Below are 24,590 nucleotides of genomic sequence, written 5' to 3'. Positions count from 1 at the left end.
GGAGCGGGGTGCGTTGCAAGGCTTAGATGGTCGTATCCATTGGTGGAAAACACGGCGAACCACAGAAAGGATCTACAACATGTAGCCAATTCGCCATGTTTGTCGGTTTCGGCAGGTCAAAGCAGAGTTTTTTACAAGCAGCCGAAAAACAAATACGATAGACGTGCAAGCGCGCGGAGTTGCACTCAGACACTAAGACGGGCGAAAGAATGAGCCTAGGAAAACAAAACGACAAAACCGGCCGTGCGCCTCGCATCCTGTTCTACAGCCATGATACGTTCGGATTGGGGCATTTGCGCAGATCCCGTGCTTTGGCAGCTGCAATAACTCAGGCTGATCCTTCGGCTTCGGCGTTGATCTTGACCGGGTCTCCAGTTGCAGGCCGCTTCACCTTTCCCCGTCGCGTCGACCACGTACGCCTGCCGGGGGTTACCAAGCGCGCCGACGGGTCTTATGCCTCGCAGACGATGGGGATGGGGATTGAAGACGTGACGGAGTTGCGCTCGAGCCTTATCCAAACTGCCGTTCAGCAATTCGATCCTGATGTTCTGATCGTTGACAAAGAACCCACCGGATTTCGCGGGGAACTTTTGCCAACGCTGGACTGCCTTTTGAAAACCAAACGAACCCAGATCGTCCTGGGCTTGCGTGACGTGTTAGACGAGCCCGAAGTGCTGGCCGCTGAATGGGACCGAAAAGAAGCCCTGGACGCCACCGAGACCTATTATGATGAGATTTGGGTCTATGGGTTGCGGTCGATCTATGATCCAACACAGGGGTTGCCTCTTAGCCCTGCCACCCAAGCGCGTATGCACTGGACCGGATATTTGCGCCGCGATCTGGGACCGGTCGCAGAACCGCCCGAGCAGCCTTACATCCTGATCACGCCCGGCGGCGGTGGCGATGGCAAGGCGATGGTAAACCTTGTGTTGTCCGCCTACGAGCACGACCCGACGCTTTCGCCTCGGGCTGTTCTGGTTTACGGCCCCTTCCTGTCAGGAGAACTGCGCGAAGAGTTTGAAACGCGCGTCGCAGCCCTGAACGGTCGCGTAACGGCCGTCGGATTTGAATCCCAGATCGAAACCCTGTTTGCCGGTGCGGCGGGTGTGGTCTGTATGGGCGGCTACAACACGTTTTGCGAGGTGCTGTCATTTGACAAGCGTGCCGTGATCGTGCCCCGCACCACGCCCCGGCTGGAACAATGGATCCGGGCCTCGCGCGCCGAAGAACTGGGCCTTGTTCGAATGCTCGACGAAAGCCGCGATGGGTTGACGACCGATGCGATGATCAATGCCATCCGAGCATTGCCCAATCAGTCCCTTCCATCCGAGGTCATCTGCGATGGGCTGCTGGACGGTCTGGACTATGTCACAAGTCGAGTACACGCCTTGCTGACCGGAGAGCAGGAACGGGCCACCGGATGAGCCTTACACAACCGAAACTAGCGGTGCTGGTCAAAGGATGGCCGCGCCTGTCGGAAACGTTTATCGCGCAAGAATTGGTGGCATTGCAGGATGCAGGCCATCGGTTTGACATCTGGTCGCTTCGCCATCCTACTGACGTCAAACGTCATCCCCTGCATGAAAGGTTCACAGGGCAGGTCCATTACCTGCCCGAATACCTATATCAGGAACCCCAGCGCGTTTGGGCCGCCCGCGCTGTTGCACGCGCCATGCCCGGCTATGGCGAAGCATACCGAATCTGGCGCGCTGATCTGCGCCGCGACCCCACACATAACCGCATCCGACGCTTTGGGCAGGCGTGCGTTCTGGCCGCCGAACTGCCGCAGGAAACGCGTGTCCTGTATGCGCATTTTATGCACACCCCGTCTTCGGTCGCACGTTATGCCGCCATCATGCGGGGACTACCGTGGAGCTTTTCCGCCCATGCCAAAGACATCTGGACCTCGCCCGAATGGGAAAAGGCCGAGAAACTGCACGCTGAAACGCATGGTGCAGCTTTTGGCGCCACATGCACCGCCGTTGGCGCAGACCATCTGCGCAGCCTTGCCGATGACCCCACGCGCGTTGATCTGATCTATCACGGGTTGGACCTGAGCCGTTTTCCGTCTCCTCCGAAACGTACCCCACGCGCACCCAACGCACCCTTCCACATGCTCTCCGTAGGGCGTCTGGTCGAGAAAAAGGGCTTTGACCGCCTGCTCCACGCTTGTGCCTTGTTGCCCACAACCCTGGACTGGAACTGGACCCATATCGGCGGCGGCGCTTTGGGGGACGCGCTACGCACCCTCGCACAAGATTTAGGGGTCGCGGACCGCCTGTCTTGGAAAGGCGCGTGCGACCAACCCGAGGTGATTGTCGCCATGCGCGAGGCGGACCTGTTTGTGCTGCCCAGCCGCATTGCCACGGACGGAGATCGCGACGGGTTGCCCAATGTGCTGATGGAGGCTGCGTCTCAGCGGCTGCCGATCCTGTCGACCCCGGTCTCGGCCATTCCCGAATTCATCGAAACAGGAACCCACGGTGTGCTGTCCAGTGATGACCCCACCGCGCTGGCGGCGGCCATTTCCAGCATGGCAGCCGACCCTGGATCAACTGAAAACATGGCGAAAGCGGCCTATGACAGGTTGATCGCTGACTTCCGTATGGACCCCGGAATCGCACTTTTGTCCAAACGTCTGACCGCTCTGGGGGCGGACAGGGGCTGATGGCGCGGGTTGCGTTCTACGCTCCGATGAAATCCCCGGACAGCCCGGTGCCGTCCGGCGATAGGGAAATGGCCCGGAACTTGATGACCGCAATCGCCGCGCAGGGTGATACGGTCGAGCTGGCCTCGTCCCTTCGCCTTTACGACAAAACCGGGGACACGCGGGTTCAGACGCAGCTGCACGAAGCCGCGGAACGCGAAGCAGAGCGTCTTGTAACAGAATTGCCCACAAACACCGCGCTTTGGGTGACCTACCACAACTATTACAAGGCCCCCGATTTGCTGGGTCCACGTGTCAGTTCCGCCCGAGGAATTCCCTATGTTCAGTTGGAAAGCACGCGCGCGACCAGCCGCTTGACCGGCCCTTGGGCGGGTTTCGCCAAAGCCGCACACAATGCTTGTGACGCGGCCGACGTGATCTTTTATCACACCGCGAACGACCTGATTACCCTAGAGCGCGAAAGGTTCGGCTCGCAGAAACTGATCGAGCTGCCGCCGTTCCTGCCCGCAGAAGACTTGCCAGAGGCGTCTTCATGTGATGGGCCGATGTTGACGGTCGCGATGATGCGCCACGGCGACAAGCTGGCTTCTTACGACATACTGGCCCAAACATTGGCGCATCTGAAAGGCCAATGGGCTTTGAACATTGTCGGCGATGGGCCCGTCAGACCCGAAGTTGAGGCCATGATGGCCCGGTTCGGGTCCAAAGTGCGCTTTCTGGGGCAACTTGACCGTGCTGCAGTTCAGATGTGCTATGACACCGCGTCGGTCCTGCTCTGGCCGGGCGTGAATGAGGCGTATGGTATGATCTACCTTGAGGCGCAGGCCAGTGGTATTCCAGTTGTTGCGCAGGATAGACCCGGCGTGCGGGATGTATTGCTACCCTCGACCTACCCCACGACCGAGACAGGGCCAGCAGGGCTAGCGGCACATTTACAAAGCCTGCTGCGTGACCACACGCAGCGCCTGAAAACCGGAACCGAGGCGCGCGCCTACGTCGCTGCCCGTCACCTTTTACCGAACGCAACCGAGACTTTTTGGAAAGCTGTCCGCCCCTTGATCGAGGGTCGGGGATGACGAGACTTGCGCTGCTCCGCCACGGTCATACACCCTGGAACCGCGCAGGCCGGATTCAGGGACGCAGTGATATTCCGTTGGACGATGATGCCCGTCAGGATCTTGCGGGTTATGCGTTGCCCGAACCCTGGGATCAGGCCGAGCTCTGGTCCAGCCCGCTGCAACGCGCAGTTGAAACAGCGCGTCTGGTCTCTGGGCGCACCCCAGACACCCACGACGCTTTGACTGAGATGAACTGGGGCGAATGGGAAGGGTTGCGCGGGGTCGACCTGATCGCGGACCCCAACAGCGGTTATCGCCACATCGAGGATTGGAGCTGGCAGTTTCGCCCACCCGGCGGAGAAAGCCCCGCAGAGCTTTGGCACCGCGTGCGCCCCTGGCTTGACGGCTTACAGGCCGGTACGGTGGCCGTCTGTCACATAGGCATCATGCGTGTCATTCTGGCCAGTGCATGGGATTGGAATTTCGACGGGCCGCCCCCCTTTAAAATCAAGCGCAACAGACTGTATATCGTTGAAACACAACCTCTGCGCGCGTGGCCTGAGCCCGTGCGCCTGATCCGCTCGGAGCCCGTCGCATGAAAGTGATGATCGTGGTCACCCACCTGCTGGGCACCGGACATTTGAGTCGCGCCTTGACCCTTGGACGCGCTTTTGTGCAAGCGGGGCACGAAGTTCTGACAGTATCTGGTGGCATGCCTGCGCCCCAACTGGACAGTTCTGGTATGTCTTTGCTGGGGCTGCCCCCACTGCGGTCAGACGGTACCAACTTTACGCGCCTGCTGACGCAATCAGGTGAGGTGGCAGATGCGGATTACATGTCCGCTCGTAGTGTTGCCCTGACCGAAGCTGTCAGAAGCTTCTCACCGGACGTACTGATCACCGAGTTGTACCCGTTCGGGCGCAGGTCGTTGTCGGCCGAGTTCACCGCCGCCTTGGACGCGGCCCGTGCGTTGCCCCGACCTCCTGTCATCTTGGGATCGGTCCGAGACATTCTTGCGCCGCCCTCGAAGCCCTCCAAGGCTGAACGGACAGATCAGATCATATCCGAACACTACGACGGTGTCCTTGTGCATTCGGATCAAACAGTCATCCCGCTTGAGGTCAGCTGGCCGGTTTCCGAGCAACTTCAGAAGCGGTTGCACTATACCGGGTTCGTTGCGCCTGACGCGCCGACCGCACACGCACAGCGCACCGGTGAAGGTGAAATCCTTGTCAGCGCAGGCGGAGGGTCGGTTGGACAGCCGATCTTTCAGACAGCCATCGAGGCTGCCCGAAAGATGCCCAACAGGCGCTGGCGCCTGCTGGTCGGAGGCCAGGATGCCCAAGCGCGCATCAAGCAGCTGACGCCTTTGGTCAAGGATGCGTCGGTTGCGTTAGAACCGGTGAGGCCCGATTTTCGGCAAATGCTGCCAATCGCAGCCGCATCGGTCAGCATGTGTGGATACAACACCGCCCTGGATATTCTGCAGACCGGAACCCCATCCGTGTTCGTCCCTTTCGACGACGGCAGCGAAGTTGAGCAGACACTGCGCGCGCGAACACTGGCCGCCCTTCCAGCCATCGAAGTCATTCCAAGCCAGATGCTAGATGCAGAACTGCTGGCTCGGGCGATAGAAAGTGCGACATCGGGCCCTGAACGAACCGTTCCCGACCGTGGGTTTGACGGGGCTGCCAAAACCGTCGAGATCGCGAAGACGCTGTTGGAGGGCCGTATATGATACCCAACTGGCGCCCACTACAGGACGAATTGGCCGTGTGGGAACAGCACAGACTGTCTTTGCCCCTATGGTGGCGTGACGATGATGCTATCTCCGCAACGCCGCAGCTTGACCGACTGATCGCCCTGTCGGATACACTTGGGGTACCAGTTCACCTGGCTGTCATTCCAAAGACCTGCGACACAAGCCTTGTCGCCCGGGTCGACAGCAGCACCCTGATCCCCGTCGTCCATGGATGGGCGCATCTGAACCACGCGCCCAAGCAGGAAAAGAAATCCGAGTTTCGGATGCACCGGTCGATGCCAACGATCATTGGCGACGCACGGCAGGGGTTGGACCGGCTGCAAGAGCTGTACGGCGACCGTTTCGCGCCTATGTTCGTGCCGCCCTGGAACCGTATCGCGCCCGAGGTCGTCGCGGAACTGCCTGCACTGGGCTATCGCATTTTGTCCACGGCCACGCCTCGGGCCACGCCCACCGCCGCGCCCGGGTTGCACCTGGTCAACACGCATCTTGATCCGATAGATTGGCGCGGCTCGCGGGGGCTAGTGTCGCCCGAGCGTCTGATTGACACGACAACCGCGTTATTGCGAGATCGACGAGAAGGCCGCAGCGATAATTCCGAACCCTTCGGCATTCTGACCCACCACCTCGCGCATGATGACGCGATCTGGGCCTTTACCCACGACCTTTTGCACCTTCTTCTGGATGGACCCGGCGTCCCCTGGGTCGCGACCAACGAAATACGGAGACCCGAATGAGCCGACTGGATTCAATGCTGCGCCGCCTGACCGCCCAACGCGATGGGCTGAACTGGGCCGTAGAACAGATCGCGGATCACCCCGGCGACGTTCTGGACATGGGCCTGGGCAATGGCCGCACCTATGACCACCTGCGCGAGATCCTGTCCGACCGGCGCATCTGGGTGATGGACCGGGTGCTACAATGCCATCCCTCCAGCACTCCGCCGGCCGAGGATTTCCTGCAAGGCGAGGCCGAGCCGATGTTGGAAAAGCTGGCGCAAGGCGGCCCCAAGATTGCGTTGGCACATTATGATTTCGGGCGTGGCATCAAGGAAGACGATGTGGCCGAGGCAGCCCGCCTCAGCCCGCTGATCGCGCAGGTCATGCTGCCCGGAGGGCTATTGATATCGGGTCAGCCACTGGTTGGTTTTGATCAGTTTGCAGGGCCGGAAACCATTGCACCGGACCGATATCTTTTCTACCGAACCTAATTGGTAGTGATTTAACGCGCCCTATCAGGCGACACGCCGCCCGCGCGACCATACCCCGTTCAGCGCTGGTGCCCCTTCGCGGATACGAAAGCGGATAACATCGGCGCGGGTGCCCGAACGCAGCTCGCCCCGGTCGCCCAGACCGACCACCTGAGCCGGCGTCTGGGTAACGGTGCGCAGGCCACGCGCCATATTGCCCCACATATCTCCCAGGCGGGTTGCCGACAGCAGCAGCGCGGCGGGCACGTAGTCTGACGACAGAATATCCAGATGGCCCAGATCAGCCAGTTCCTGCGCCGCGACATTTCCGGAATGAGACCCGCCACGGATCACATTGGGTGCCCCCATCATAACCTTGATTCCGTGATCGTGGCAGGCCCGGGCGGCCTCGACCGTGGTGGGGAATTCGGCCAGCGTGATGCCATGCCCCGCCGAAACGGCCACCTGATCCTGCGTCGTGTCATCGTGGCTGGCCAGCATCGCCCCGAACCGTTTGGCGGCCTTGACCGTCTCAACCTCGTGCTGATCGCCAAACCGATCGCGCAACGCCTTCAGTTGTGCCACGTGCTGCAGGAAGTCATCATCGTTCATGCCATGCTTGCCCTTCATATAGGCCTCAAGCTGGGTCATGTCGCGGAATTGCCGCTGGCCGGGCGTGTGATCCATCAGCGACACCAAACCGACGCGATCCTCGGGGCCGAACTCGTCCAGCTCGGCCACGAGGGTTTCCGAGCAGACCTCGGCCCGCAGGTGCAGAAAATGGCTGATCTTCAGCGCATCCTGTTCGCGCAGATCCCAAAGCTCGCGCGACAGCTCGCGGGCGTATTTCTTGTAGCGGTTGCTCGACGGGATCGAACCGATGCGCATCGCATCGAATACGGTGGTAATGCCGGTGCTGGCCAGTTCCGCATCGTGGGCCAGAATCGCCGCCGCGTGGGGCCAGTCGACTTTGGGGCGCGGCTGAATGTGGCGTTCCAGATTGTCAGTGTGCAGCTCGACCAGACCGGGGCAGACATAGTCGCCGCCGCAATCCACTGCGCCGGGCGGCACGGTGCCGCCCGTGGCGATCTCGGCGATGGTTTCGCCGGTGATGCGGATGCTACCTGTGACCGTTTCATCGGGCAGAACCAGCGTGGCATTGGCAAGGATCATTTCTTCTGTCATCTGAACTTCACACGGTCTGAGCTATTGGGTAGGCCACGCATAGGAGGCCAATGTGACATTCACGCGATACGCGATCTATTTTGCGCCACCCGCCGGGGCCGAGTGGACCCGGTTTGGCACAAGCTGGCTGGGCTGGGACGTTGAGACAGGCGCGGCGGTCGAACATCCCGATATCCCCGGCGTGGATGTGGCCGCCGTCACGCAGGTCCCGCGCAAATACGGGCTGCACGCGACGATGAAACCTCCGTTCCGCCTGCGCGACGGGCAGACGGTTGAGGCGCTGCGTGAGGCTTGCGCCCAGATGGCTGCTGCACAGGCTCCGGTCACGTTGGAGGGGCTTGAGATCGCACGTCTGGGCCGGTTCCTGGCCCTGCGTCCCAAAGGTGACGAGACGGCGCTGAACGCACTGGCCGCCGCCTGCGTGCGTGATTTGGATGACTTCCGCGCACCCGCATCCGAGGCCGAATTGCAGCGTCGTCGTGGCACCGGGCTGTCGCCCGCGCATGAGGCCAATCTTGTGCAATGGGGATACCCTTACGTGATGGACTCGTTCCGCTTTCACATCACCCTCAGCGGCAAGTTGGACAAACCCACGCTGGCCACCGTTCAGGATGCGCTGGACACGCGGCTTGCACCCCTGCTGCCCGCACCGTTCCACATCACGGATCTGGCGCTGATGGGCGAGGCCGAGGACGGGCGGTTTCACCTGATCCATCGCTATGCACTTTCCGGCTGAAGCTTGGTCAGGATGGTGTTGACCGTCTGGTCCAGCGGACCGGAATTGTCGATCTGCACCACCCGGCGCAATCCATCGGGCAGCGTAGTCTGCGCGCGTTCAAGCCGCCGTGCCTGATCCGTCGCACTTTCGCGCCCACGCGCCGACAAGCGCTGCGCCAGCACCTGCGGGTCGGCGGTCAGCGAGATCACAACCAGATCGCCAAATACCTCTTGCGCGCGCAAAAGCACGGATCGGGACAGGTTCACCAAAACTGCATCCGCCTGGCCCCGCAGCTGCTGGATGCTTTGGGGCACCCCATACAGCAACCCATGGGCGGGCCAGTGCAGGGCAAAGGCATCCTCATCCACCATCTGCTGAAATGTGCCTTCGGAGACCCGGTCGAAATCCTCACCCTCTTCGCCCTCGGGGCGGGTGATCACCCGGCGCATCCGGTGAATACGTGCGGAGCGCGCCTCCAGCGCCTCGATCACGCTGTCCTTGCCAACGCCCGAGGGTCCGACAACCGCGATGATCGGCGCAAGGGTCATGCGGCCATCCCCGGCGTGAAATCCGAGACGTTGATCTCACGATCGCATACACGCTCTCGCGCGTCGACATCGTGGAAAATGCCGATGATGGCCGCACCGCGCGCTTTGGCCTCTTCGATCAGGCTCAGCACGGTTTCACGGTTCTGCACGTCCAGAGAGGCGGTGGGCTCATCCAGCAGCATCGCCGGATAGTCGTGCGCAAAGCCCCGCGCGATGTTCACGCGCTGCTGCTCACCGCCCGAAAAGGTCGTGGGGCTGAGCGTCCAGAGGCGTTGGGGAATATTCAGCCGGGCCAGCAACCCCGCCGCCTTGTCCAGCGCCTCCTGACGGCCACATCCGACGGCCAGCAGAGGCTCGGCCACCACCTCAAGCGTCGGCACGCGCGGTACCACCCGCAGGAACTGGCTGACATAGCCCAGAGTGTCCCGCCGCAGGGCCAGAATCTCGCGCGGTTCAGCCTGCGCCACATCCACGCCGCCCACAATGACTTGCCCCGAGGCGGCCAGATAGTTGCCGTAGATCACCCGCATCAGGGTGGATTTGCCCGCCCCGGACGCGCCGGTCAAAGCCACGCATTCACCGGGGGCCACGCTGAGCGTCGCGCCCTCCATCACAGGGATCACCGCACTGCCCTGATTGTGCAGGGTAAAGCTTTTGCTGACGTTGTTCAGTTCAATCATCTATCACACCTGCAACACGCTTGAGACCAGCAACTGCGTGTACGCATGTTGCGGATCGTCCAGCACCTGATCGGTCAGGCCGGATTCGACCACATGACCGTCTTTCATCACCATCAACCGGTCCGCCAACAGGCGCACCACGGCCAGATCATGCGTGACGATGATGGCGCTCAGCCCCATCTCGCGCACCAGCCCGCGCAGCAAATCCAGCAGACGCGCCTGAACCGAGACATCCAGCCCGCCCGTCGGCTCATCCATGAACACCAGCCGAGGCCCGGTCACCAGATTGCGGGCGATCTGCAGGCGTTGCTGCATCCCACCAGAGAAGGCGGTGGGGCGGTCATCAACTCGGTTCGCTTCGATCTCGACCCGGCCCAGCCAGTCGATGGCCTTGTCGAGGATGTCACCATAGTGACGGTCGCCCACAGCCATCAGACGCTCGCCAATATTGCCGCCCGCGCTGACCGACATGCGCAGCCCGTCGCGGGCGTGCTGGTGGACAAAGGCCCAGTCGGTGCGACCCAGCATCCGGCGCTCGGGTTCGGACATAGTCACCGTATCCACTGGCCCGTCGGTTCGTGTATCGAAAACAACCCGCCCCTCGTCCGGTTCCAGATGACCAGCCAGACAATTCAGCAACGTCGACTTGCCCGAGCCGCTTTCGCCTACAATCCCCATCACCTCACCGGGATAGAGATCAAAGCTAACGCCGGTACAGCCAATCCGGGTGCCATAGGTTTTGCGGATGTCCTGAACGCTTAACAGCGGGGTCATGGGGCTACCTCGGATCATAGGCAAATTCGATCCGATTGCCGCCCGGCTCTCGGATCATGAAATGGATTTTTGGCCCGGCACCTGAAGGTTCAGGCGCAAACTCCACCTGAACACCCGGCCAGTCTTTCACAGCGGCAAACACCACATCCAAAGACTCGCGCGATGGGATTTTGAACGCCACATGGTGCAGTCCGACATTGGCGTGACGATCGAAGCCGTGCTGATCTTCGCCCTTTTGCTGCCACAGCGTCAGAACCGCCGAGCCGTTGCTGATAAAGGCCGAGGGGTATTCGGGCCGTCCACCGACCACATCCCAGCCCAGCGCCTCGACAAAGAACGCCTTGGTCGCCTCAAGGTCCGAAACCGTCAGGCCCAGATGATCAATTCCCAGTACGTGTTCACGCATCATGCTGCATCCTCCTTGGCCAAACGCCCTTCGTGCCCGGCAGCGCGGCGCGAGCGGCAGTAATCGGTGTCGGAGCAGACAAACATCCGGTTGCCCGCGTCATCCATGATCACCTCGTCCAGATAGCTGTCTTCGGCCCCGCACAGGTCGCAGGGATGGTCTGCCTTGGTCGCCTCGAACGGATAGTCCTCGAAGTCGAGGCTGACGACCTTGGTGTGCGGCGGCACCGCATAGATGCGCTGCTCGCGCCCCGCGCCGAACAGCTGGATCGCGTCCATTTCCAGCTTGGGGTTATCGAATTTAGGGATCGGAGACGGATCCATCACATAGCGTCCGGACACTTTTACCGGATAGGCATACGAGGTCGAAATCGCGCCGTGCTGGCTGATATCTTCATACAGTTTCACATGCATCAGCCCGTATTCTTCAAGCGCGTGCATCTTGCGCGTTTCCGTCTCACGCGGTTCCAGAAAGCGCAGAGGCTCCGGGATAGGCACCTGATAGACGAGGATTTGATCCTCGGTCAATTCCGCCTCGGGGATCCGGTGGCGGGTCTGGATGACAGTGGCCTTTTCGGTTTCTTCGGTGGTCGCGACCCCGGCGGTGTTCTCAAAGAACTTACGGATCGAGACCGCGTTGGTCGTGTCATCCGCGCCCTGATCAATCACCTTGAACGTATCATCCGGCGTCAGCGTCGCGGCCGAGACCTGCACCCCACCGGTGCCCCAACCATAAGGCATCGGCATTTCACGGCTGGCAAAAGGCACCTGATATCCGGGTACCGCCAGTCCTTTGAGGATCGCCCGCCGGATCATCCGCTTAGTTTGCTCGTCGAGATAGGCGAAATTGTACTCGCTCATAGTATTCCCCTCTCGGACAATTCGGCTTCCAGTGCTCGGGCGCCGACAAAATGAATAGCGTCCATTCCCACAGCACGCGCACCTTCGACATTGTGCAAACCATCGTCGATAAACACGCAGTCTTGGGGCTGAACAGCGGCACGTTCGCACAGAAGTTTGAAAATACGCGGGTCGGGCTTCATTACGCCTTCCTGACCGGACACCACCAACGTTCCGAACACCTCACCCAACCGGGGGTGCACCTTTAGACCCTCTGGCCAGGTTTCAGCCGACCAATTGGTGATGGCGTGGACGGGGGTTCCATTTGCCTTGAGGCGATCGAGGATATCCCAAGTGCCGTTAACCGCGTTCTGAACAGTGAGTGTATATCGCTCCACGTAGGAGGCAAACAGGTTCTGATCCTCCGGGTCCGCCAACTCTTTGGCCATATCGGAGAACAGCTCGCCATTGTCTCCCCGCGCGTTTTTCGCTTTGAACCCGGTGCGTTCGATAAAAGCATGGGCGGCGTCCTCGGACCCCAGATCGTCAACCCAGGCAAGATGGGGGTGCCAATCAACCAATACGCCGCCGATATCGAATACAACGACCTTCATTCCGCAGCCTCCTTTGGCGCGATCCGTTCCTCAGCCTCGCGGCGTAGTTTTCGGACCAGTTCCAGTTCGGACTGGAAATCCACGTAATGAGGCAGTTTGATGTGTTCCAAGAAACCGGTGGCCTGAATGTTGTCGGCATGGCTTAGGACAAATTCCTCATCCTGTGCAGGCGCGCCCAAATTGTCCTCGCCCAGCTCCTTCCAACGCAGCGCGCGATCGACCAGAGCCATGGCGATAGACTTGCGCTCGGACTGACCAAAGACCAGACCATAGCCACGGGTGAACTGCGGCGGTTCGGTTTTCGAGCCCTTGAACTGGTTGACTGTCTCGCATTCGGTTAGTTCAACCTCACCAATCTCAATGGCAAAGCCCAGCTCGGGAATGTCCATTTCGACGGCGACTTTTCCGATCCGCAACTCTCCCACAAAAGCGTGGTTGCGGGCGTATCCGCGCTGGGTTGAGTAGGCCATGCCTAGCACGAACCCCTCATCGCCGCGTGTCAGTGATTGCAAGCGCAGCGGGCGGGTGGAGGGAAACTCCATCGGTTCGCGGGTCAAGTCGCCCGGCAGGTCGTCGCTAGTGGGTTCGTCCTGAATGATATTTTCACCCTTTAGGAACTCGGCAATGTGAGGCGTAGGCTCAGTACGCGGCCCGGCCATGGGTGCAACCGTGTCGTTGCCATCTGCAGCTAGTTTGAAATCCAGCAGCCGGTGGGTGTAGTCAAAAGTCGGCCCCAGCACCTGCCCGCCCGGAGCGTCCTTGAACGTGGCCGAGATTCTGCGGTCGCAGGCCATATCGCCGGTATCAACCGGGTTGGAATAGCCAAATCGCGGCAACGTGGTGCGATAGGCGCGGATCAGAAAGATCGCCTCGATCAGGTCGCCGCGCGCCTGTTTGATCGCTAGCGCGGCCAGATCGGGATCGAACAGAGAGCCCTCGGCCATGACCCGATTTACCGCAAGGCTCAACTGTTCTCGGATCTGGGCGATCGACAGTTCGGCGATATCCGTTGATCCCCGCCGCTCCTCTGCTAACCAGGAATGCGCGTTGTCGATGGCTTTTTCGCCGCCCTTGACTGCTACGTACATTCTTATGATCCCGCCGTTATTTGCGTGCTGCGCGGCAAGGCCGCGACTTTGTCTCTGCAGGTGAAAAAGAAATCACATCCCAGAGGATAGAGATCCGAATTGCCCTGAAAGACCGCGACATCCGGTAAAGGCAATTGTGATCGGTTCCGAATACCCGGCCCTGTCAGCGTTGCCCCGTTCTGCGCAAGCGTTTCACACTCGATAATCAGAGTAGCCGAGCGGTCAGGATATTCCGGTGTGCCTATGCGATAGTTGGAATTGCGTTGCAGGTCCGCCCATGTCCCTACTGCGAAATCCGCGCTGGACGCTTTGACAATCGGCGCGCCGGTGTGAAAGGTCAGCCATTGGCGCACTGCGTCAGTATCTGCTGCGCCTGCGAGAAAGACCCTTGTATCCGGGTCACACAAGGTCAGCAACAAAGTACCCGCTGCTTGGGACAATGGCTCGGGTGGGCGCGCGCCCGCAATTGATCGGATTTCGCCAGGTCGCGCCATGACCGTCATTGCGGCCCGAAAGGCGTGGGCCGCCTCGATCGGGGCATTTGCAAAACCACCTGAGAATTGAGGATGCGCGCTCATCAGTCTTCTCCTCGGACCAGAGTAAAGAATTCGACCTTTGTCGCCGCCGCCTTGGCCGCCCGCTTGGCTCGCGCGTCCTGCAACTGCCGTGACAGGGGGGAAATGATTTCGGCGCGGATGGCGTCGGCTGCTTTTGTCTGCATCAGCGCATCAACAAGGGCAGCGACTTCGGCTTTGGGCTTCGACCGGCCCTGAACATAGCCATGACCGACGGCACCGCCCTGCAACACCAGCGAACACCGGGTTACGGTCATTTCACCAAGATTGAACGGCGCCCCCGTGCTGCCGGTGCGCCCCCGGACCATCACCCCACCAATCTCGGGCGCGCGTAGCCATTCAAATGTCGGGCGCAGTTGGACTTTGTCCCAAAGGGCCATCAGCGCGTCCTCGGGCGCGCGGGCCAACACGCCCATCCATTGCCGACGTTCTGCATCCGTTGGTTTATCGAGATCTGCCATCAAACCCTCTTGGCTGGGTTGTCTATTTGAACTATACAACTAGACAAATAATACATCTTAACCCGGCGGGCCGCAATCCGCCTACTTGTGAAGATTTAGTGACATGGGCAAATCACCAGTTTGGAAAAGCATCGCTCTTGGCCTGACAACCGACATTGCAGAAGGCCGCTATAACACTGGTGATCGCCTGCCGACCGAAGCGCAGCTGGCTGCCAAATACGGGGTCAATCGCCATACGGTTCGCAGGGCTTTGTCAGATCTGTCCGACCAGGGCTTGGTACGCTCGAGACGAGGAGCCGGAGTTTTCGTGACGGCGCGCCCGACGGATTACCCCATCGGGAAACGCGTACGTTACCACAAGAGCATTTCGGCCAGTGGCAAGATTCCTGGCAAGAAAATCCTTACCCTCACCACTCGAACGGCTGATGTGGCCGAAGCTGATGCTTTGGAACTGTCCGAAGGTGAAGCCGTTCATGTCTACGATGGTCTTTCCCTGGCCGACGGTCAGCCGATCGGGCTTTTTCAAAGCGTCTTTCCAGCTGGGCGTCTGCCGGGCGTTCTTGCCGCACTGGTAGAGACCCGGTCGGTGACCAAAGCGCTGCAGCACTGCGGGGTCGAGGATTACGTTCGTGTGTCGACGCGGCTGACGGCCCGCGCCGCGACGCCAACACAAGCGCTGCATCTGCAACTCAGCGAAGGCGCTCCGGTCCTGTACTCAGTGGGCGTAAACGCAGATACGAACGGAATTCCCGTTGAATTCGGACGCACCTATTTTGCCGGCGAAAGAGTCACACTAACGATGGACAATGAGTAGGGACCAGAACGCTCCCGCCCGTCTTCGCCCTCCTTCCGGAGGTCTCGTCCCGTTGGGCGCAGCGCCGCGCAAAGCGCGGCGCCCGGCCCAAGGCCGCCAGAGCGCGTCGGCGAAGCCGATGCGCACGCGGGCGCGAGAGCACATGTCAAACAGGTCCTCGGCCTATTCGTACTTCTCCAAAAAGGCTTCGGCATCGAGCATTCGAAAGTCCGGCAAGGCGGCTCGTAAACGCGCGTTGTCCCAATCCCACCACGCCAAAGTCAACATACGCTCTGCTACGCCATCCGGGTAGCGTGGACGGATCAGACCGGCCGTAACCCCACCCACAATGCTGTAAGGCGCAACGTCCTTGGTGACGACCGCACCAGAAGCAATGATTGCTCCGTGACCCACGGTAACTTCGGGCTTGATAATAGCTGCATGGCCAATCCATGTGTCATGGCCAATTTCCGTCACCCGGCTTGCGCGATGCTGGAACCAATCCGCGTCATCTTCGGCGTCATCCCAGTAGTCTGCTGAGCGGTACAAAAAATGATGCAAGGAAGCCTTGGCATACGGATGATCCGTCGCACCGATCCGGGTATAGCTGGCTATGTTCGCAAACTTGCCGATCCGCGCATTTGCAATGTCACACGTTCGGTCGCAATACGAATAATCCCCGAAGATCGCGTTTGCCAAGCGCGTCCCGGCACCTATTTCGACGTATTCCCCAAACGCGCTGTTGGTGATCGCACAATCGGGATGGATGAATGGCTGATCCGCTCGCAGTCTTGGCATGAAAGTTCCTCTGGACCAACACTCAGGCGGTCTTGGTTTTTACCCGTTTGGATTTCGTTTCGCCCTGGATCAATCGGCGGCGCAACCAGCCCGAGAACCAATCCATCAGCATCACCATCAGGATGATCAGAACGATGTAGTAGGCAACCTCTTCCCAGTCTTTCTGGGTGATGATGGCCTGCGTCAGCAGCAAGCCGATCCCACCGCCCGTAATCGCACCAATCACAGTGGCGCTGCGTGTGTTGGATTCGAGGAAATAGAGCAACTGGCTGAGCAGCACCGGCGTCACCTGCGGGATCACCCCGAACCGATAACGTTGCGGCGCATTGGCTCCGGTCGATTGGACGCCCTCGATCTGTTTTTGATCCACATTCTCCAGCGCTTCCGAAAAAATCTTGCCGAACGTCCCCGTGTCTGTCACCAGAATGGCCAGCGCACCCGTCAGCGGACCGGGTCCAAAAGCCCGCGCCAGAACGACGGTCCAGATCAGAGCGTCCACACCACGCACAAAATCAAACACACGGCGCGTGAGAAACCGTACCGAACGCAACGGGTTGAAGTTACGGGTCGCAAGGAAAGCCAGTGGCAGTGCCACCATGCCCGCCCCCAATGTCCCGAGGAAGGCCATCAGGATCGTCTCGAAAATGGCCCAGGCCACGTCCTGATGGCGCCACATCTTGTTGGTCCAGAAATCATTCAGGATCGCGCCCGCCTCACCATTTGCGGCCAGCCCCATGAGTTGCGGGAACGACTTGCCATAGTAGGGGCTATCGAGGGTGAAGAAGAACAGCTCCCACCCGTTGAAATAGCGGAACACCTCGGATCGGTTGCGCGTCACGGTCAGTCGACCCGCATCCGTGGTGATCGCCATCCGGTTCTTTGAGACATTGATCCAGTCGGGCACGTCGCCTGCGGGCAGCTCGGCCTGAACGCCCGCCGAACGGGTCGGCGTTGCACGCACCGTGCCATAACCGGGGATGTCATATTCCACCGTCTCGGGGCCGAACCGCACGATATGGCCGTCTTTCAGATCAATCACCGTAGTCTCGCCCAGAGCGACCCAATCCGGCGCTTGGCCTTCGGGATATGCACCCTTGCGCTCACCTTCGATAGCGGCCGAGACTTCACCTGTGCGATTGTCACGCTCGATGTGGGTTTTGTAACTGTAGCTGTCAGCCACAAGCGTCTTGCCGTTTTCCCAGTTGGCGCGTCCGGCCAATCCGGGCACGTCGAAAGCGAAAAACACATAGGTCAGATAGACCAGCACCAACGCAGGCAATCCAAAATTGATCAGGCGCTTTCGGCTGAACAGACGATCAGCCTCGGCCTTCAACTCATCAAGGGTGAGGTCAGTGGCGAAGGTGCTCATGCCCGCGCTCCTTTCTCGGATCCGTGGGTCAGGCGATCACGCAGATGGCCCGAGATTTGGTCGACCACAACGATGGTGACGAACAACAGCAAGAAAATCGCGGCAGCCTGATCGTACTTGCCCTGCCCCCAGGACATCGAGTTGCGCAGCTCATAGCCAAGACCACCTGCACCGACGAAACCCAGAATGGCCGAGGCGCGAATGTTGATCTCGAACCGCAGCAGCGCGTAGCTGACATAGTTCGGCCCAACCTGCGGGATTACGCCCAGATACATGCGCTGCGACCAGTTTGCGCCGACCGAAGCCAAACCCTCGACCGGTTTCAATGAGGCGTTTTCATTCACCTCAGAAAACAACTTGCCCAGTGCGCCAGCCGTATGGATTGCAATGGCGATCATCGCCGGAACCGGGCCGCCACCCAGAATAAAGATCAGGACCAGAGCGATCACGATTTCAGGGATTGCGCGGCAGATATCGGCGATACGCCGAAACAGGGGGATCAGCGCAGGCCAAAGCGCCATTCCGCGTGTGGACATCAGCGCCAGGAATGTACCCGCTATGGTGCCGATCAGTGTGGACGCAGCGGCGATGTTGATCGTCTCGACCAGCGCCGGGAAAAACTTGACCAGATTAGCAGGCAGCGCGTCGATCTTTTCCCAGGCTTCGGACAGCACCTCTGCCGGGTAGTCAAAGATACGGTGCCAACCATCCGCGAAACTGCCCGCGTTGCGGTCATCCGCAGTGCGGAACCCGGCGGCCATCAAGGCCACGAAAACGATCAGAAGAATACCACCATAGACCCGCTTGCGTCGTGTCATCTCGGTATAGTCGGCCCGGATCTGGTCGACGGTCAGGGACCCTGCGGTCAGGTCTGTCATGGAATGCTCCTGAGTGGAAAACGGGGCCCGGCTTGGAACACCGGACCCCGGTCTTAGGGGTGTGCAGGCTTAATTGGACTTCAGCTTGCGTGCTTCGATAATGACTTCGTAGGCTTCGTGGGTGATCGGCTCGAACGCGCGGGCTTCACCAGCAGCAACGCCGTAGAAGCATTCACGGTCTTTCTCAGCCAGACCAGCCATCAGAGCGGTCATTTTCTCTTTTACATCTGCAGGCAGCGCGGTGCGCAGAACAACCGGGCCTTCGGGGATCGGCTTGGATTTCCAAATCTGGACCATGTCGTTCATGTCGACCAGACCGGCATCAACAGCGCGACGCAGCGCGCCCGACTGATACCCATCTTCCCAATCGCCCAGGCCGTCAGCCCAAGTCACGCCACCATCGACGTCACCGTTGTTCACGGCAACGATGGTCTGCTCGTGGCCACCGGTGAATTTCACCTCACCGAAATAGTCGCCCGATTCCATGGTGGAACCCGTTGCCGCAGGGATTTCGATCGACGGGATCAGGTAGCCCGAGGTCGAGTTCGGATCGCCAAAACCAAAGGTCTTGCCCTTCATGTCTTCCAGCGAGGTGATGCCGCTGTCTTTGCGGGCAAAACCGATCGAGAAATAGCCGTAACCGCCATCGGTGTTGACCTTGACCAGAACCGGCTCGACCGCTTCGGGATCAGACAGGTAGGTTTTCGCATAACCCGAAGCACCCAGCCACGCCATGTCGATGGTGCCGCCCAGCAGGCCTTGGATCACGCCGTCATAGTCAGCCGGTGCGAACAGCTTGGTTTCAACACCCAGTGTTTCCTCGGTGTATTCGCGCAGGCATTCGTTGTTGTTCAGACGGTCCTGAGCGTTCTCACCGCCCAGAATGCCGATGCGGAATTCGTTGATATCCGCGGCCAGGGCCGGCGCGGCCATTGCAGTTGTGGCCACCAGGGCTGCCATCAGTTTTTTCATCTGTCTCTCTCCGGTTTGATATGCCGGCCTTTCATCGGCCGGTCGATGAAAGGGGTGGTTGGCTTAGATGGTTGCTTCCGCTTCCATCAGGGCCTTCTGAGTCGCATCCAGCGTCTCAATCTCGGTCGATGTCGCCTCTTCCGAGAAGCTGGCATCAGCGCCATAGATCTCGCGGGCGACGCCGGTTGTCAGTTGCTCGGGCAGGCCGTCGAACACGATGCGACCGTCACGCATACCGACAACGCGGTCGCAATAGCGACGAGCCGTATCCAGCGTGTGCAGGTTGGCGATTACTGTGCGGCCGTCTTCTTCATGGATGCGGCGCAGTGCCTGCATGACGACCTGCGCATTCATCGGATCCAGCGAGGCAATGGGTTCGTCCGCCAGAATGATGCTTGGGTCCTGCATCAGCGCGCGCGCGATGGCGACCCGCTGTTGCTGCCCACCTGAAAGCGCCTCGGCGCGTTTAGGCGCGTGTTCTGCAATGCCCAGACGGTCCAGAATGTCGATGGCGCGGTGGATATCGGCCATAGGAAACAGGTTGAACATGGTCGCCAGCGTAGAATGGCGGTTCAACGTACCGTGCAAAACGTTTGATACCACGTCCATGCGCGGCACCAGATTGAATTGTTGGAAGATCATCGCGCAATCGGCCTGCCAGGCACGCTTGTCGCGGCCCTTCAGCTTGGTGACATCACGGCCACCGAAAAGGATTTCTCCGTCGCTCGCGTCGGTCAGACGGTTGATCATCCGCAGCAGGGTCGACTTCCCTGCCCCCGAACGACCGATGATGCCAATCATGCAGGGTTTATCTATTTCCAACGTGGCTGAATCGACTGCGACGTTTTCACCGAAGCGCTTGGTCAGTTTCTTGATGTGCAGCACAGGCCACCCCCAGTTCGTGTTGGCGGTCTGCTAAAGGCAATCTTCAACGGCTATGTGTAACTTGGGTGAAAGTTTTGTAACGCAGCGCCAAAGATCGATGGCTCTACACTTCTGCGCCTACCGCAGGTATATGCGGGCCGACTCTTAGACATTGAAACGAGGCCACACATGTCCTTTGACCGCAGCATCAAGATCGCACCGTCGATCCTCTCCGCCGATTTCGCCAATTTCGGCGCCGAGATTCAGGCGATCGAAGCGCAGGGGGCCGATTGGGTCCATGTGGACGTGATGGACGGCCATTTCGTTCCGAACCTGACCTTCGGCCCGCCTGCGGTCAAAGCCTTTCGCCCACACGTGAAGACGGTGATGGACGTCCATCTGATGATCGCTCCGGTCGACCCTTATATTCAAGCCTATGCCGACGCCGGGGCCGATATCCTGACCGCGCATGTTGAGGCAGGGCCGCACACTCACCGAACCCTGCAAGCGATCCGCGCTGCTGGCATGAAGGCTGGTGTTGCCCTGAACCCCGGTACCCCGGCCGAAGCGGTCGAACACCTGTTGGACCTGACCGATCTGGTCTGCGTCATGACGGTGAACCCCGGTTTTGGTGGTCAAAAATTCATTGATATGACAGCCAAAGTTCGCCGCCTGCGCCAGATGATCGGCGATCGACCTGTCCATATCGAGATTGATGGAGGCGTCGACCCAAACACCGCACCGTTGGTAGCAGCCGCAGGCGCGGATGTTCTGGTCGCTGGCTCGGCAGTATTCAAGGGTGGCTCGGTTTCCAACCCTGAAGTCTATGGCGAAAACATCCGCAATGTGCGCGCGGCAGCAGAGTCAGCGCTCTAACAAGGCGCTTCATTGCGCGTGCTGCACATCGGATATGAACAATCCGGACTACCTGAGCATCCTTCAATCGTTTAGATGCCGAAGGCCCATTTCAAAACCTGCGATACACGTCCATGGCTAAAACAACCACACCCCGCCCGTATACCGCCTACCCGGTCGGGTTTGTCGGCATCCTGCCCCAAAAACTGCGCATGTTACAGAACCGGGTCGCCACGGCCCGGTCTTCAGTGCGCCGAATTCGCGCATATTGGTTGATGAACGACGACGAGTTGCGCGCACGCGGCCTGAAACGCGAAGACATCATTCGTCTGGTGCTGGCTGACGTCATCTAGCACAGCACCAGTCCTTGGCCGGGGCAGACCGGATTTTGATAGTCAGGTAGAATATCCACACCCTGCCCGGTCGAGTGTTCTTGGTTTACTTGCTTTTCTGAACGATGCGCGAAAGCTTGGCGTCTCGATAATCAAATCTCGGGCCTTCAAACGGTGCGAAGATTGCATCGCAGTCGGTCGCCTCGGGCGAAGGTGGCCGAATAAAATCGTGTAGTTCAAATCCATGCGCAGCCATAACGGCTACAAAATCACTGAACTTATAGCCACCTTCATAACGGCGCCGGACCGAGACCTCGGCCAAGACAAAGGCGCAGTTTTTCAGCATTTCTGAAGCGCCCTTGATCACCTCGACTTCGAAACCCTCGGTATCAATCTTCAACCCGTAGGGCCCCTGATAGTCCACGGCGATGTCGTCCAACGTCCGAACCGGGACCTGACGTTCTTCGATGGCCTTAGTATGGGCACGCGCAGCCTCGTCAAACGTCATCATGGTAGCTCTCGTGCCCATGGAACGATGGCCGACTGTTGGAATACGCAGCGTCGTTTGCCCGGCCTGGGAGCCGACTCCGCAGGCATGAAAGTCAAAGTCGATCTTGTCGCTCCAATTTCGTCTCAGCTTGTCCTCATACTCAGAGATCGGCTCGATCAACACGAATTTTGTCGTCGGAAAAGCCTCGTACAGGTGCGCGGTCCCACCGGCGACACCGACATCGAAAACTGTCGCAACATCGAACCCCAGACCTGCGATGTAACTGCCTGTCTCTTTGTCAGGGGAAACTTGGTACCCTCGACGTTTCAGACGGCGGGTCAAGCGTATTTCGATGTTGTCCATTCTTAAGCTCTCCTATGCGCGGGGAAGGCATCCCATGCGACAGCACGGCTAAAGAAACACCATGACTGACAAAGCACAATCGGGAATCTCGTTGGTGGAATGGAATATGCGTTCCCAAATAACCTATTTGCAAAACGCAGCATTATAAGCGGTTGAATCAACATCAGGGCCTGAGATTATTCGGCGATTAATCCCATCCGCGCCGCCGCATACTCAAGACCACTACAAGCAATACGGGCGCTGTCGAAATGACTTCCTTCGCCCGTCATCGCAATGAGAGCACCATAAAGTCTTGCCCTGCAACCAGACTCGAGTTGACGCCTCTGCAGTTAAACCGATCAACCATACCTTAGTTCTTTACAAGCCAAGGCTCTTCGACCTTCAGACCTTGATAGACTGCGTGCATGAAAAGATGGGCAATGACAGGGTCTGTTGAAAACGGGAAAAACTGCAGTTTGCCTTCTTCGACGCCTTCCTCAGCCTCGTAGACAATCTCGTCCCCCTTGACGGTTACAAGCACTTTGAGGCCCGCCAAAGTCTCTGGATTCACAGACGTGGGATCGTCGGACAAGATCACAAAATCCGCAACTTTTCCGACCTCAATTGAGCCCTTGCTGTCCTCTTCAAAGTGCTGCCACGCGGGCCAGATCGTCATCGCCTTCAAAGCGGTCATGACATCAACCCGCTGATGCGGCCCAAGAATATCACCCGATCTGGTGCGGCGGGTCACCGTTGCCGCAAGAACACGCATACTGTCTGGAAAGGCGACGGGCGCGTCGTGATGCGTGCCAAAAATCATATCCCGTTCGCGGAGCCATCCAGTGGGCGAGATATTGTCGGCGTTCACTGGTCCAACAGTATGATCACGGTGCCAGTCGCCCCAATAGAAAGTGTGCATCGGGAAAAGTGATGGAAAGACCCCGAGGCGCTTGAAGCTGGCCACTTGATCTTCCCGCAGAAACTGCCCGTGCACCAGAACCGGGCGGTTGCCCGGATCGCCATATTTGAGTTGCGCTTCTTCCAGTGCGGCAATCAGCATGTCCGACGCGCCTTCTCCGTTTGAATGCACGAGGATCTGGAACCCATTCTCATAACACCAGTTCACAGCGTCCTGCAGTTGATCCATTGTTATTGCAGCATATCCTGCGTAGCCGGCATCATAGGTGCCGACTGGATCATAGTAGGGACGATCCCGCAAAGCAGTAAAACCCTGCGGTGACCCGTCGATTGTAAGTTTGCAGCCGCCGACCCGAACCCGGTCGACGTAGTCCGCAGAGGTGTTATCGCGAATATAATCCCGGGCCTCCAATACGTCAGGAAACGCGACAACGTCGATGGGAAGTCCTTCCGTGGCACCGACCTTTCTTAGTACCTCTACGATCTCACCAGAAGATCGCCCCTCTTGTCCGGTCGTATATCCAAACTTGGCCCAAAGGTCGGCTCCGGCGCGGGCGAAGGCCACCAGACCTTCCTCACCCAGATTTCCCAGCATCGGCACAAGAACCGAGAAAAAAGCATATTCCTCCAGAACACCGTTAGGTTCGCCTTCTTCATCGCGCTGAATCACGCCACCCGGAGGAGCTTCTGAAGCGGCTGTAATGCCAGCCAACTCCAAAGCCCTTGTGTTCGCGACTCCCAGATGCCCGGACTGATGGATAATTATGACGGGCAAGTCCCTGGAAACTACATCAAGGTCTTCTCGAGTGGGATGACGCAGCTCTTGCAGTTGAGCGTTGTCGTATCCAAAACCAACGATCATTTTCACCTGTTCGACGACCTCTGAATTTTCTTCTGCCCAATTCGACAATGTAGCTTGCAGGCTGGCGATATCCGTGACTTCTCCGTCAGGCGGCGAAAGCAGGTTGGCCGACAATGCCTGCAGCCCGCCCATCACAACATGTCCATGACTGTCAACAAAGCCCGGAAGAAGTGCGCGCCCATTCAGATCGAAAGTTTGTGTGCCCTCACCTTCATGCACAGAGAGATCAGACAGAGATCCAACCGCCAGAATACGACCGTTCTTGACCGCGACCGCTTGGACGGAAGGGAGTGCATCATTCATCGTTATAATAGGGCCGCCTGAATAAATACGATCGGCAATTTGTTGTGTTAACGCACAAGTGGCTGAAAAAGAAATTGCAGCGGCAAAACAAAGCGAACGTATTGCTAAAGGCATCCTAAGGTTCCTTTTCAATCCAAATATTTCAATGTGATATATTTTAGCATCAATTTGAGCCTCGCCAAAAACGAAAAAGGCCGCCCCTTTTGGGACGGCCTTCATTCGTTCAACGATGTGCCGGGCTGAAGCCTG

Annotated in this window: 28 protein-coding genes; 11 read left to right on the top strand and 17 right to left on the bottom strand. The window is 59.1% G+C overall.

All coding sequences use genetic code 11. From position 1 onward, the window contains the following. Nucleotides 1–209: 209 nt before the first annotated feature. From AC2FNR_RS07665 to AC2FNR_RS07635, 7 genes are read left to right on the top strand one after another with little or no spacing between them, the layout of a single operon-like run. The gene (locus AC2FNR_RS07665; RefSeq protein WP_170354819.1) at nt 210–1,424 is read left to right on the top strand and encodes a glycosyltransferase family protein; all 1,215 of its coding nucleotides are present in this window, start codon (nt 210–212) and stop codon (nt 1,422–1,424) included. Beyond that, on the top strand, nt 1,421–2,668 hold the full coding sequence (locus tag AC2FNR_RS07660) for a glycosyltransferase (RefSeq protein WP_496848588.1): 1,248 nt from the start codon (nt 1,421–1,423) through the stop codon (nt 2,666–2,668). The genes AC2FNR_RS07665 and AC2FNR_RS07660 overlap by 4 nt, the downstream gene beginning before the upstream one ends. Further along, a complete protein-coding gene (locus tag AC2FNR_RS07655) occupies nt 2,668–3,744 on the top strand; it encodes a glycosyltransferase family 4 protein (RefSeq protein ID WP_496848587.1) in 1,077 nt (358 codons plus the stop codon). The genes AC2FNR_RS07660 and AC2FNR_RS07655 overlap by 1 nt, the downstream gene beginning before the upstream one ends. Next, nucleotides 3,741–4,325: a histidine phosphatase family protein gene (locus AC2FNR_RS07650; RefSeq protein ID WP_496848586.1), complete on the top strand. Its 585-nt coding sequence runs from the start codon at nt 3,741–3,743 to the stop codon at nt 4,323–4,325. Before AC2FNR_RS07655 ends, AC2FNR_RS07650 begins: the two co-directional genes overlap by 4 nt. Continuing rightward, entirely contained in the window at nt 4,322–5,464 is a 1,143-nt protein-coding gene (locus AC2FNR_RS07645) for a glycosyltransferase family protein (RefSeq protein WP_496848585.1), read from the top strand. The genes AC2FNR_RS07650 and AC2FNR_RS07645 overlap by 4 nt, the downstream gene beginning before the upstream one ends. Continuing rightward, a complete protein-coding gene (locus tag AC2FNR_RS07640) occupies nt 5,461–6,225 on the top strand; it encodes a polysaccharide deacetylase family protein (protein WP_496848584.1) in 765 nt (254 codons plus the stop codon). Before AC2FNR_RS07645 ends, AC2FNR_RS07640 begins: the two co-directional genes overlap by 4 nt. Continuing rightward, a complete protein-coding gene (locus AC2FNR_RS07635; RefSeq protein WP_496848583.1) occupies nt 6,222–6,698 on the top strand; it encodes a class I SAM-dependent methyltransferase in 477 nt (158 codons plus the stop codon). The genes AC2FNR_RS07640 and AC2FNR_RS07635 overlap by 4 nt, the downstream gene beginning before the upstream one ends. Nucleotides 6,699–6,722: 24 nt before the next feature. On the opposite strand, the gene AC2FNR_RS07630 is transcribed toward AC2FNR_RS07635, so the two are convergent. Beyond that, nucleotides 6,723–7,862, bottom strand: a complete 1,140-nt coding sequence (locus AC2FNR_RS07630) for an alpha-D-ribose 1-methylphosphonate 5-triphosphate diphosphatase (RefSeq protein ID WP_496848582.1) — start codon at nt 7,860–7,862, stop codon at nt 6,723–6,725. Nucleotides 7,863–7,914: 52 nt separating this feature from the next. Here AC2FNR_RS07630 and AC2FNR_RS07625 point away from each other — a divergent pair, with 52 nt between their 5' ends. Continuing rightward, nucleotides 7,915–8,598, top strand: a complete 684-nt coding sequence (locus AC2FNR_RS07625; RefSeq protein ID WP_496848581.1) for a DUF1045 domain-containing protein — start codon at nt 7,915–7,917, stop codon at nt 8,596–8,598. On the opposite strand, the gene phnN is transcribed toward AC2FNR_RS07625, so the two are convergent. Genes phnN through phnG form a run of 9 tightly spaced genes read right to left on the bottom strand, consistent with a single transcriptional unit; the run spans nt 8,580 to nt 14,565 of the window. Beyond that, nucleotides 8,580–9,128 carry a phosphonate metabolism protein/1,5-bisphosphokinase (PRPP-forming) PhnN gene (gene phnN / locus AC2FNR_RS07620; RefSeq protein ID WP_480866334.1) on the bottom strand — a complete coding sequence of 183 codons (549 nt, stop codon included), beginning with the start codon at nt 9,126–9,128 and terminating at the stop codon, nt 8,580–8,582. The two genes, AC2FNR_RS07625 and phnN, sit on opposite strands and share 19 nt — an antisense overlap. After that, nucleotides 9,125–9,808: a phosphonate C-P lyase system protein PhnL gene (phnL, locus tag AC2FNR_RS07615; protein WP_496848580.1), complete on the bottom strand. Its 684-nt coding sequence runs from the start codon at nt 9,806–9,808 to the stop codon at nt 9,125–9,127. The genes phnN and phnL overlap by 4 nt, the downstream gene beginning before the upstream one ends. A gap of 3 nt (nt 9,809–9,811) precedes the next feature. Continuing rightward, the gene (gene phnK, locus AC2FNR_RS07610) at nt 9,812–10,582 is read right to left on the bottom strand and encodes a phosphonate C-P lyase system protein PhnK (protein WP_496848579.1); all 771 of its coding nucleotides are present in this window, start codon (nt 10,580–10,582) and stop codon (nt 9,812–9,814) included. 4 nt (nt 10,583–10,586) lie between these two features. After that, nucleotides 10,587–10,991 carry a VOC family protein gene (locus AC2FNR_RS07605; RefSeq protein WP_480866338.1) on the bottom strand — a complete coding sequence of 135 codons (405 nt, stop codon included), beginning with the start codon at nt 10,989–10,991 and terminating at the stop codon, nt 10,587–10,589. Beyond that, nucleotides 10,988–11,848 carry an alpha-D-ribose 1-methylphosphonate 5-phosphate C-P-lyase PhnJ gene (locus tag AC2FNR_RS07600; RefSeq protein WP_170354806.1) on the bottom strand — a complete coding sequence of 287 codons (861 nt, stop codon included), beginning with the start codon at nt 11,846–11,848 and terminating at the stop codon, nt 10,988–10,990. Before AC2FNR_RS07600 ends, AC2FNR_RS07605 begins: the two co-directional genes overlap by 4 nt. Next, nucleotides 11,845–12,441 (bottom strand): HAD family hydrolase, encoded by a 597-nt coding sequence (locus tag AC2FNR_RS07595; protein ID WP_480866342.1) that lies wholly within the window; start codon nt 12,439–12,441, stop codon nt 11,845–11,847. The genes AC2FNR_RS07600 and AC2FNR_RS07595 overlap by 4 nt, the downstream gene beginning before the upstream one ends. Next, complete coding sequence (locus AC2FNR_RS07590; protein ID WP_480866344.1) at nt 12,438–13,529, bottom strand: carbon-phosphorus lyase complex subunit; 1,092 nt, start codon at nt 13,527–13,529, stop codon at nt 12,438–12,440. Before AC2FNR_RS07590 ends, AC2FNR_RS07595 begins: the two co-directional genes overlap by 4 nt. 2 nt (nt 13,530–13,531) lie before the next feature. Further along, on the bottom strand, nt 13,532–14,107 hold the full coding sequence (gene phnH / locus AC2FNR_RS07585) for a phosphonate C-P lyase system protein PhnH (RefSeq protein ID WP_496848578.1): 576 nt from the start codon (nt 14,105–14,107) through the stop codon (nt 13,532–13,534). Further along, nucleotides 14,107–14,565 (bottom strand): phosphonate C-P lyase system protein PhnG, encoded by a 459-nt coding sequence (gene phnG, locus AC2FNR_RS07580; protein WP_496848577.1) that lies wholly within the window; start codon nt 14,563–14,565, stop codon nt 14,107–14,109. Before phnG ends, phnH begins: the two co-directional genes overlap by 1 nt. Before the next feature lie 103 nt (nt 14,566–14,668). Here phnG and phnF point away from each other — a divergent pair, with 103 nt between their 5' ends. Beyond that, complete coding sequence (gene phnF, locus AC2FNR_RS07575; protein WP_496848576.1) at nt 14,669–15,379, top strand: phosphonate metabolism transcriptional regulator PhnF; 711 nt, start codon at nt 14,669–14,671, stop codon at nt 15,377–15,379. 162 nt (nt 15,380–15,541) lie between these two features. Here the strand turns inward: phnF and AC2FNR_RS07570 are convergent, their stop codons facing one another. The 5 genes from AC2FNR_RS07570 to phnC form a co-directional block, all read right to left on the bottom strand. Next, nucleotides 15,542–16,156, bottom strand: coding sequence for an LbetaH domain-containing protein (locus AC2FNR_RS07570; protein ID WP_496848575.1), 615 nt, complete (start codon nt 16,154–16,156; stop codon nt 15,542–15,544). Nucleotides 16,157–16,178: 22 nt separating this feature from the next. Continuing rightward, a complete protein-coding gene (phnE, locus tag AC2FNR_RS07565) occupies nt 16,179–17,525 on the bottom strand; it encodes a phosphonate ABC transporter, permease protein PhnE (protein ID WP_496848574.1) in 1,347 nt (448 codons plus the stop codon). Then, entirely contained in the window at nt 17,522–18,403 is an 882-nt protein-coding gene (gene phnE, locus AC2FNR_RS07560; RefSeq protein WP_170769857.1) for a phosphonate ABC transporter, permease protein PhnE, read from the bottom strand. Before phnE (AC2FNR_RS07560) ends, phnE (AC2FNR_RS07565) begins: the two co-directional genes overlap by 4 nt. Before the next feature lie 69 nt (nt 18,404–18,472). Further along, nucleotides 18,473–19,375 carry a phosphonate ABC transporter substrate-binding protein gene (phnD, locus tag AC2FNR_RS07555; protein WP_480494071.1) on the bottom strand — a complete coding sequence of 301 codons (903 nt, stop codon included), beginning with the start codon at nt 19,373–19,375 and terminating at the stop codon, nt 18,473–18,475. 63 nt (nt 19,376–19,438) lie between these two features. Then, nucleotides 19,439–20,260, bottom strand: coding sequence for a phosphonate ABC transporter ATP-binding protein (gene phnC, locus AC2FNR_RS07550; RefSeq protein ID WP_209193932.1), 822 nt, complete (start codon nt 20,258–20,260; stop codon nt 19,439–19,441). Between the two features lie 168 nt (nt 20,261–20,428). On the opposite strand from phnC, the gene rpe reads away from it, so the two are divergent. Next, nucleotides 20,429–21,115 carry a ribulose-phosphate 3-epimerase gene (gene rpe, locus AC2FNR_RS07545; protein ID WP_170753549.1) on the top strand — a complete coding sequence of 229 codons (687 nt, stop codon included), beginning with the start codon at nt 20,429–20,431 and terminating at the stop codon, nt 21,113–21,115. 113 nt (nt 21,116–21,228) lie between these two features. After that, a complete protein-coding gene (locus tag AC2FNR_RS07540) occupies nt 21,229–21,447 on the top strand; it encodes a hypothetical protein (RefSeq protein WP_496848573.1) in 219 nt (72 codons plus the stop codon). Nucleotides 21,448–21,532: 85 nt separating this feature from the next. Here the strand turns inward: AC2FNR_RS07540 and AC2FNR_RS07535 are convergent, their stop codons facing one another. Together AC2FNR_RS07535 and AC2FNR_RS07530 are read right to left on the bottom strand one after the other, a co-directional pair. Continuing rightward, nucleotides 21,533–22,279 (bottom strand): FkbM family methyltransferase, encoded by a 747-nt coding sequence (locus AC2FNR_RS07535; protein ID WP_496848572.1) that lies wholly within the window; start codon nt 22,277–22,279, stop codon nt 21,533–21,535. 349 nt (nt 22,280–22,628) lie between these two features. After that, a complete protein-coding gene (locus AC2FNR_RS07530) occupies nt 22,629–24,341 on the bottom strand; it encodes an amidohydrolase (RefSeq protein WP_496848571.1) in 1,713 nt (570 codons plus the stop codon). Nucleotides 24,342–24,590 lie beyond the last annotated feature (249 nt).

It is taken from the genome of Ruegeria sp. SATB045 (assembly GCF_059613525.1).
This window is presented reverse-complemented; position numbering and strand designations above follow the sequence as displayed.

Coding starts and splice junctions, on each gene's coding strand:
- phnL (WP_496848580.1), bottom strand. CDS start 9,808: ATGATTGAACTGAACAACGTCAGCAAAAGCTTTACCCTGCACAATCAG.
- AC2FNR_RS07570 (WP_496848575.1), bottom strand. CDS start 16,156: ATGCCAAGACTGCGAGCGGATCAGCCATTCATCCATCCCGATTGTGCG.
- phnD (WP_480494071.1), bottom strand. CDS start 19,375: ATGAAAAAACTGATGGCAGCCCTGGTGGCCACAACTGCAATGGCCGCG.
- AC2FNR_RS07645 (WP_496848585.1), top strand. CDS start 4,322: ATGAAAGTGATGATCGTGGTCACCCACCTGCTGGGCACCGGACATTTG.
- AC2FNR_RS07535 (WP_496848572.1), bottom strand. CDS start 22,279: ATGGACAACATCGAAATACGCTTGACCCGCCGTCTGAAACGTCGAGGG.
- AC2FNR_RS07540 (WP_496848573.1), top strand. CDS start 21,229: ATGGCTAAAACAACCACACCCCGCCCGTATACCGCCTACCCGGTCGGG.
- AC2FNR_RS07655 (WP_496848587.1), top strand. CDS start 2,668: ATGGCGCGGGTTGCGTTCTACGCTCCGATGAAATCCCCGGACAGCCCG.
- AC2FNR_RS07665 (WP_170354819.1), top strand. CDS start 210: ATGAGCCTAGGAAAACAAAACGACAAAACCGGCCGTGCGCCTCGCATC.
- AC2FNR_RS07635 (WP_496848583.1), top strand. CDS start 6,222: ATGAGCCGACTGGATTCAATGCTGCGCCGCCTGACCGCCCAACGCGAT.
- phnK (WP_496848579.1), bottom strand. CDS start 10,582: ATGACCCCGCTGTTAAGCGTTCAGGACATCCGCAAAACCTATGGCACC.
- phnN (WP_480866334.1), bottom strand. CDS start 9,128: ATGACCCTTGCGCCGATCATCGCGGTTGTCGGACCCTCGGGCGTTGGC.
- rpe (WP_170753549.1), top strand. CDS start 20,429: ATGTCCTTTGACCGCAGCATCAAGATCGCACCGTCGATCCTCTCCGCC.
- AC2FNR_RS07605 (WP_480866338.1), bottom strand. CDS start 10,991: ATGATGCGTGAACACGTACTGGGAATTGATCATCTGGGCCTGACGGTT.
- AC2FNR_RS07590 (WP_480866344.1), bottom strand. CDS start 13,529: ATGTACGTAGCAGTCAAGGGCGGCGAAAAAGCCATCGACAACGCGCAT.
- AC2FNR_RS07595 (WP_480866342.1), bottom strand. CDS start 12,441: ATGAAGGTCGTTGTATTCGATATCGGCGGCGTATTGGTTGATTGGCAC.
- phnE (WP_170769857.1), bottom strand. CDS start 18,403: ATGACAGACCTGACCGCAGGGTCCCTGACCGTCGACCAGATCCGGGCC.
- phnE (WP_496848574.1), bottom strand. CDS start 17,525: ATGAGCACCTTCGCCACTGACCTCACCCTTGATGAGTTGAAGGCCGAG.
- AC2FNR_RS07660 (WP_496848588.1), top strand. CDS start 1,421: ATGAGCCTTACACAACCGAAACTAGCGGTGCTGGTCAAAGGATGGCCG.
- phnF (WP_496848576.1), top strand. CDS start 14,669: ATGGGCAAATCACCAGTTTGGAAAAGCATCGCTCTTGGCCTGACAACC.
- AC2FNR_RS07530 (WP_496848571.1), bottom strand. CDS start 24,341: ATGAATGATGCACTCCCTTCCGTCCAAGCGGTCGCGGTCAAGAACGGT.
- AC2FNR_RS07600 (WP_170354806.1), bottom strand. CDS start 11,848: ATGAGCGAGTACAATTTCGCCTATCTCGACGAGCAAACTAAGCGGATG.
- phnH (WP_496848578.1), bottom strand. CDS start 14,107: ATGAGCGCGCATCCTCAATTCTCAGGTGGTTTTGCAAATGCCCCGATC.
- AC2FNR_RS07630 (WP_496848582.1), bottom strand. CDS start 7,862: ATGACAGAAGAAATGATCCTTGCCAATGCCACGCTGGTTCTGCCCGAT.
- AC2FNR_RS07640 (WP_496848584.1), top strand. CDS start 5,461: ATGATACCCAACTGGCGCCCACTACAGGACGAATTGGCCGTGTGGGAA.
- AC2FNR_RS07650 (WP_496848586.1), top strand. CDS start 3,741: ATGACGAGACTTGCGCTGCTCCGCCACGGTCATACACCCTGGAACCGC.
- phnG (WP_496848577.1), bottom strand. CDS start 14,565: ATGGCAGATCTCGATAAACCAACGGATGCAGAACGTCGGCAATGGATG.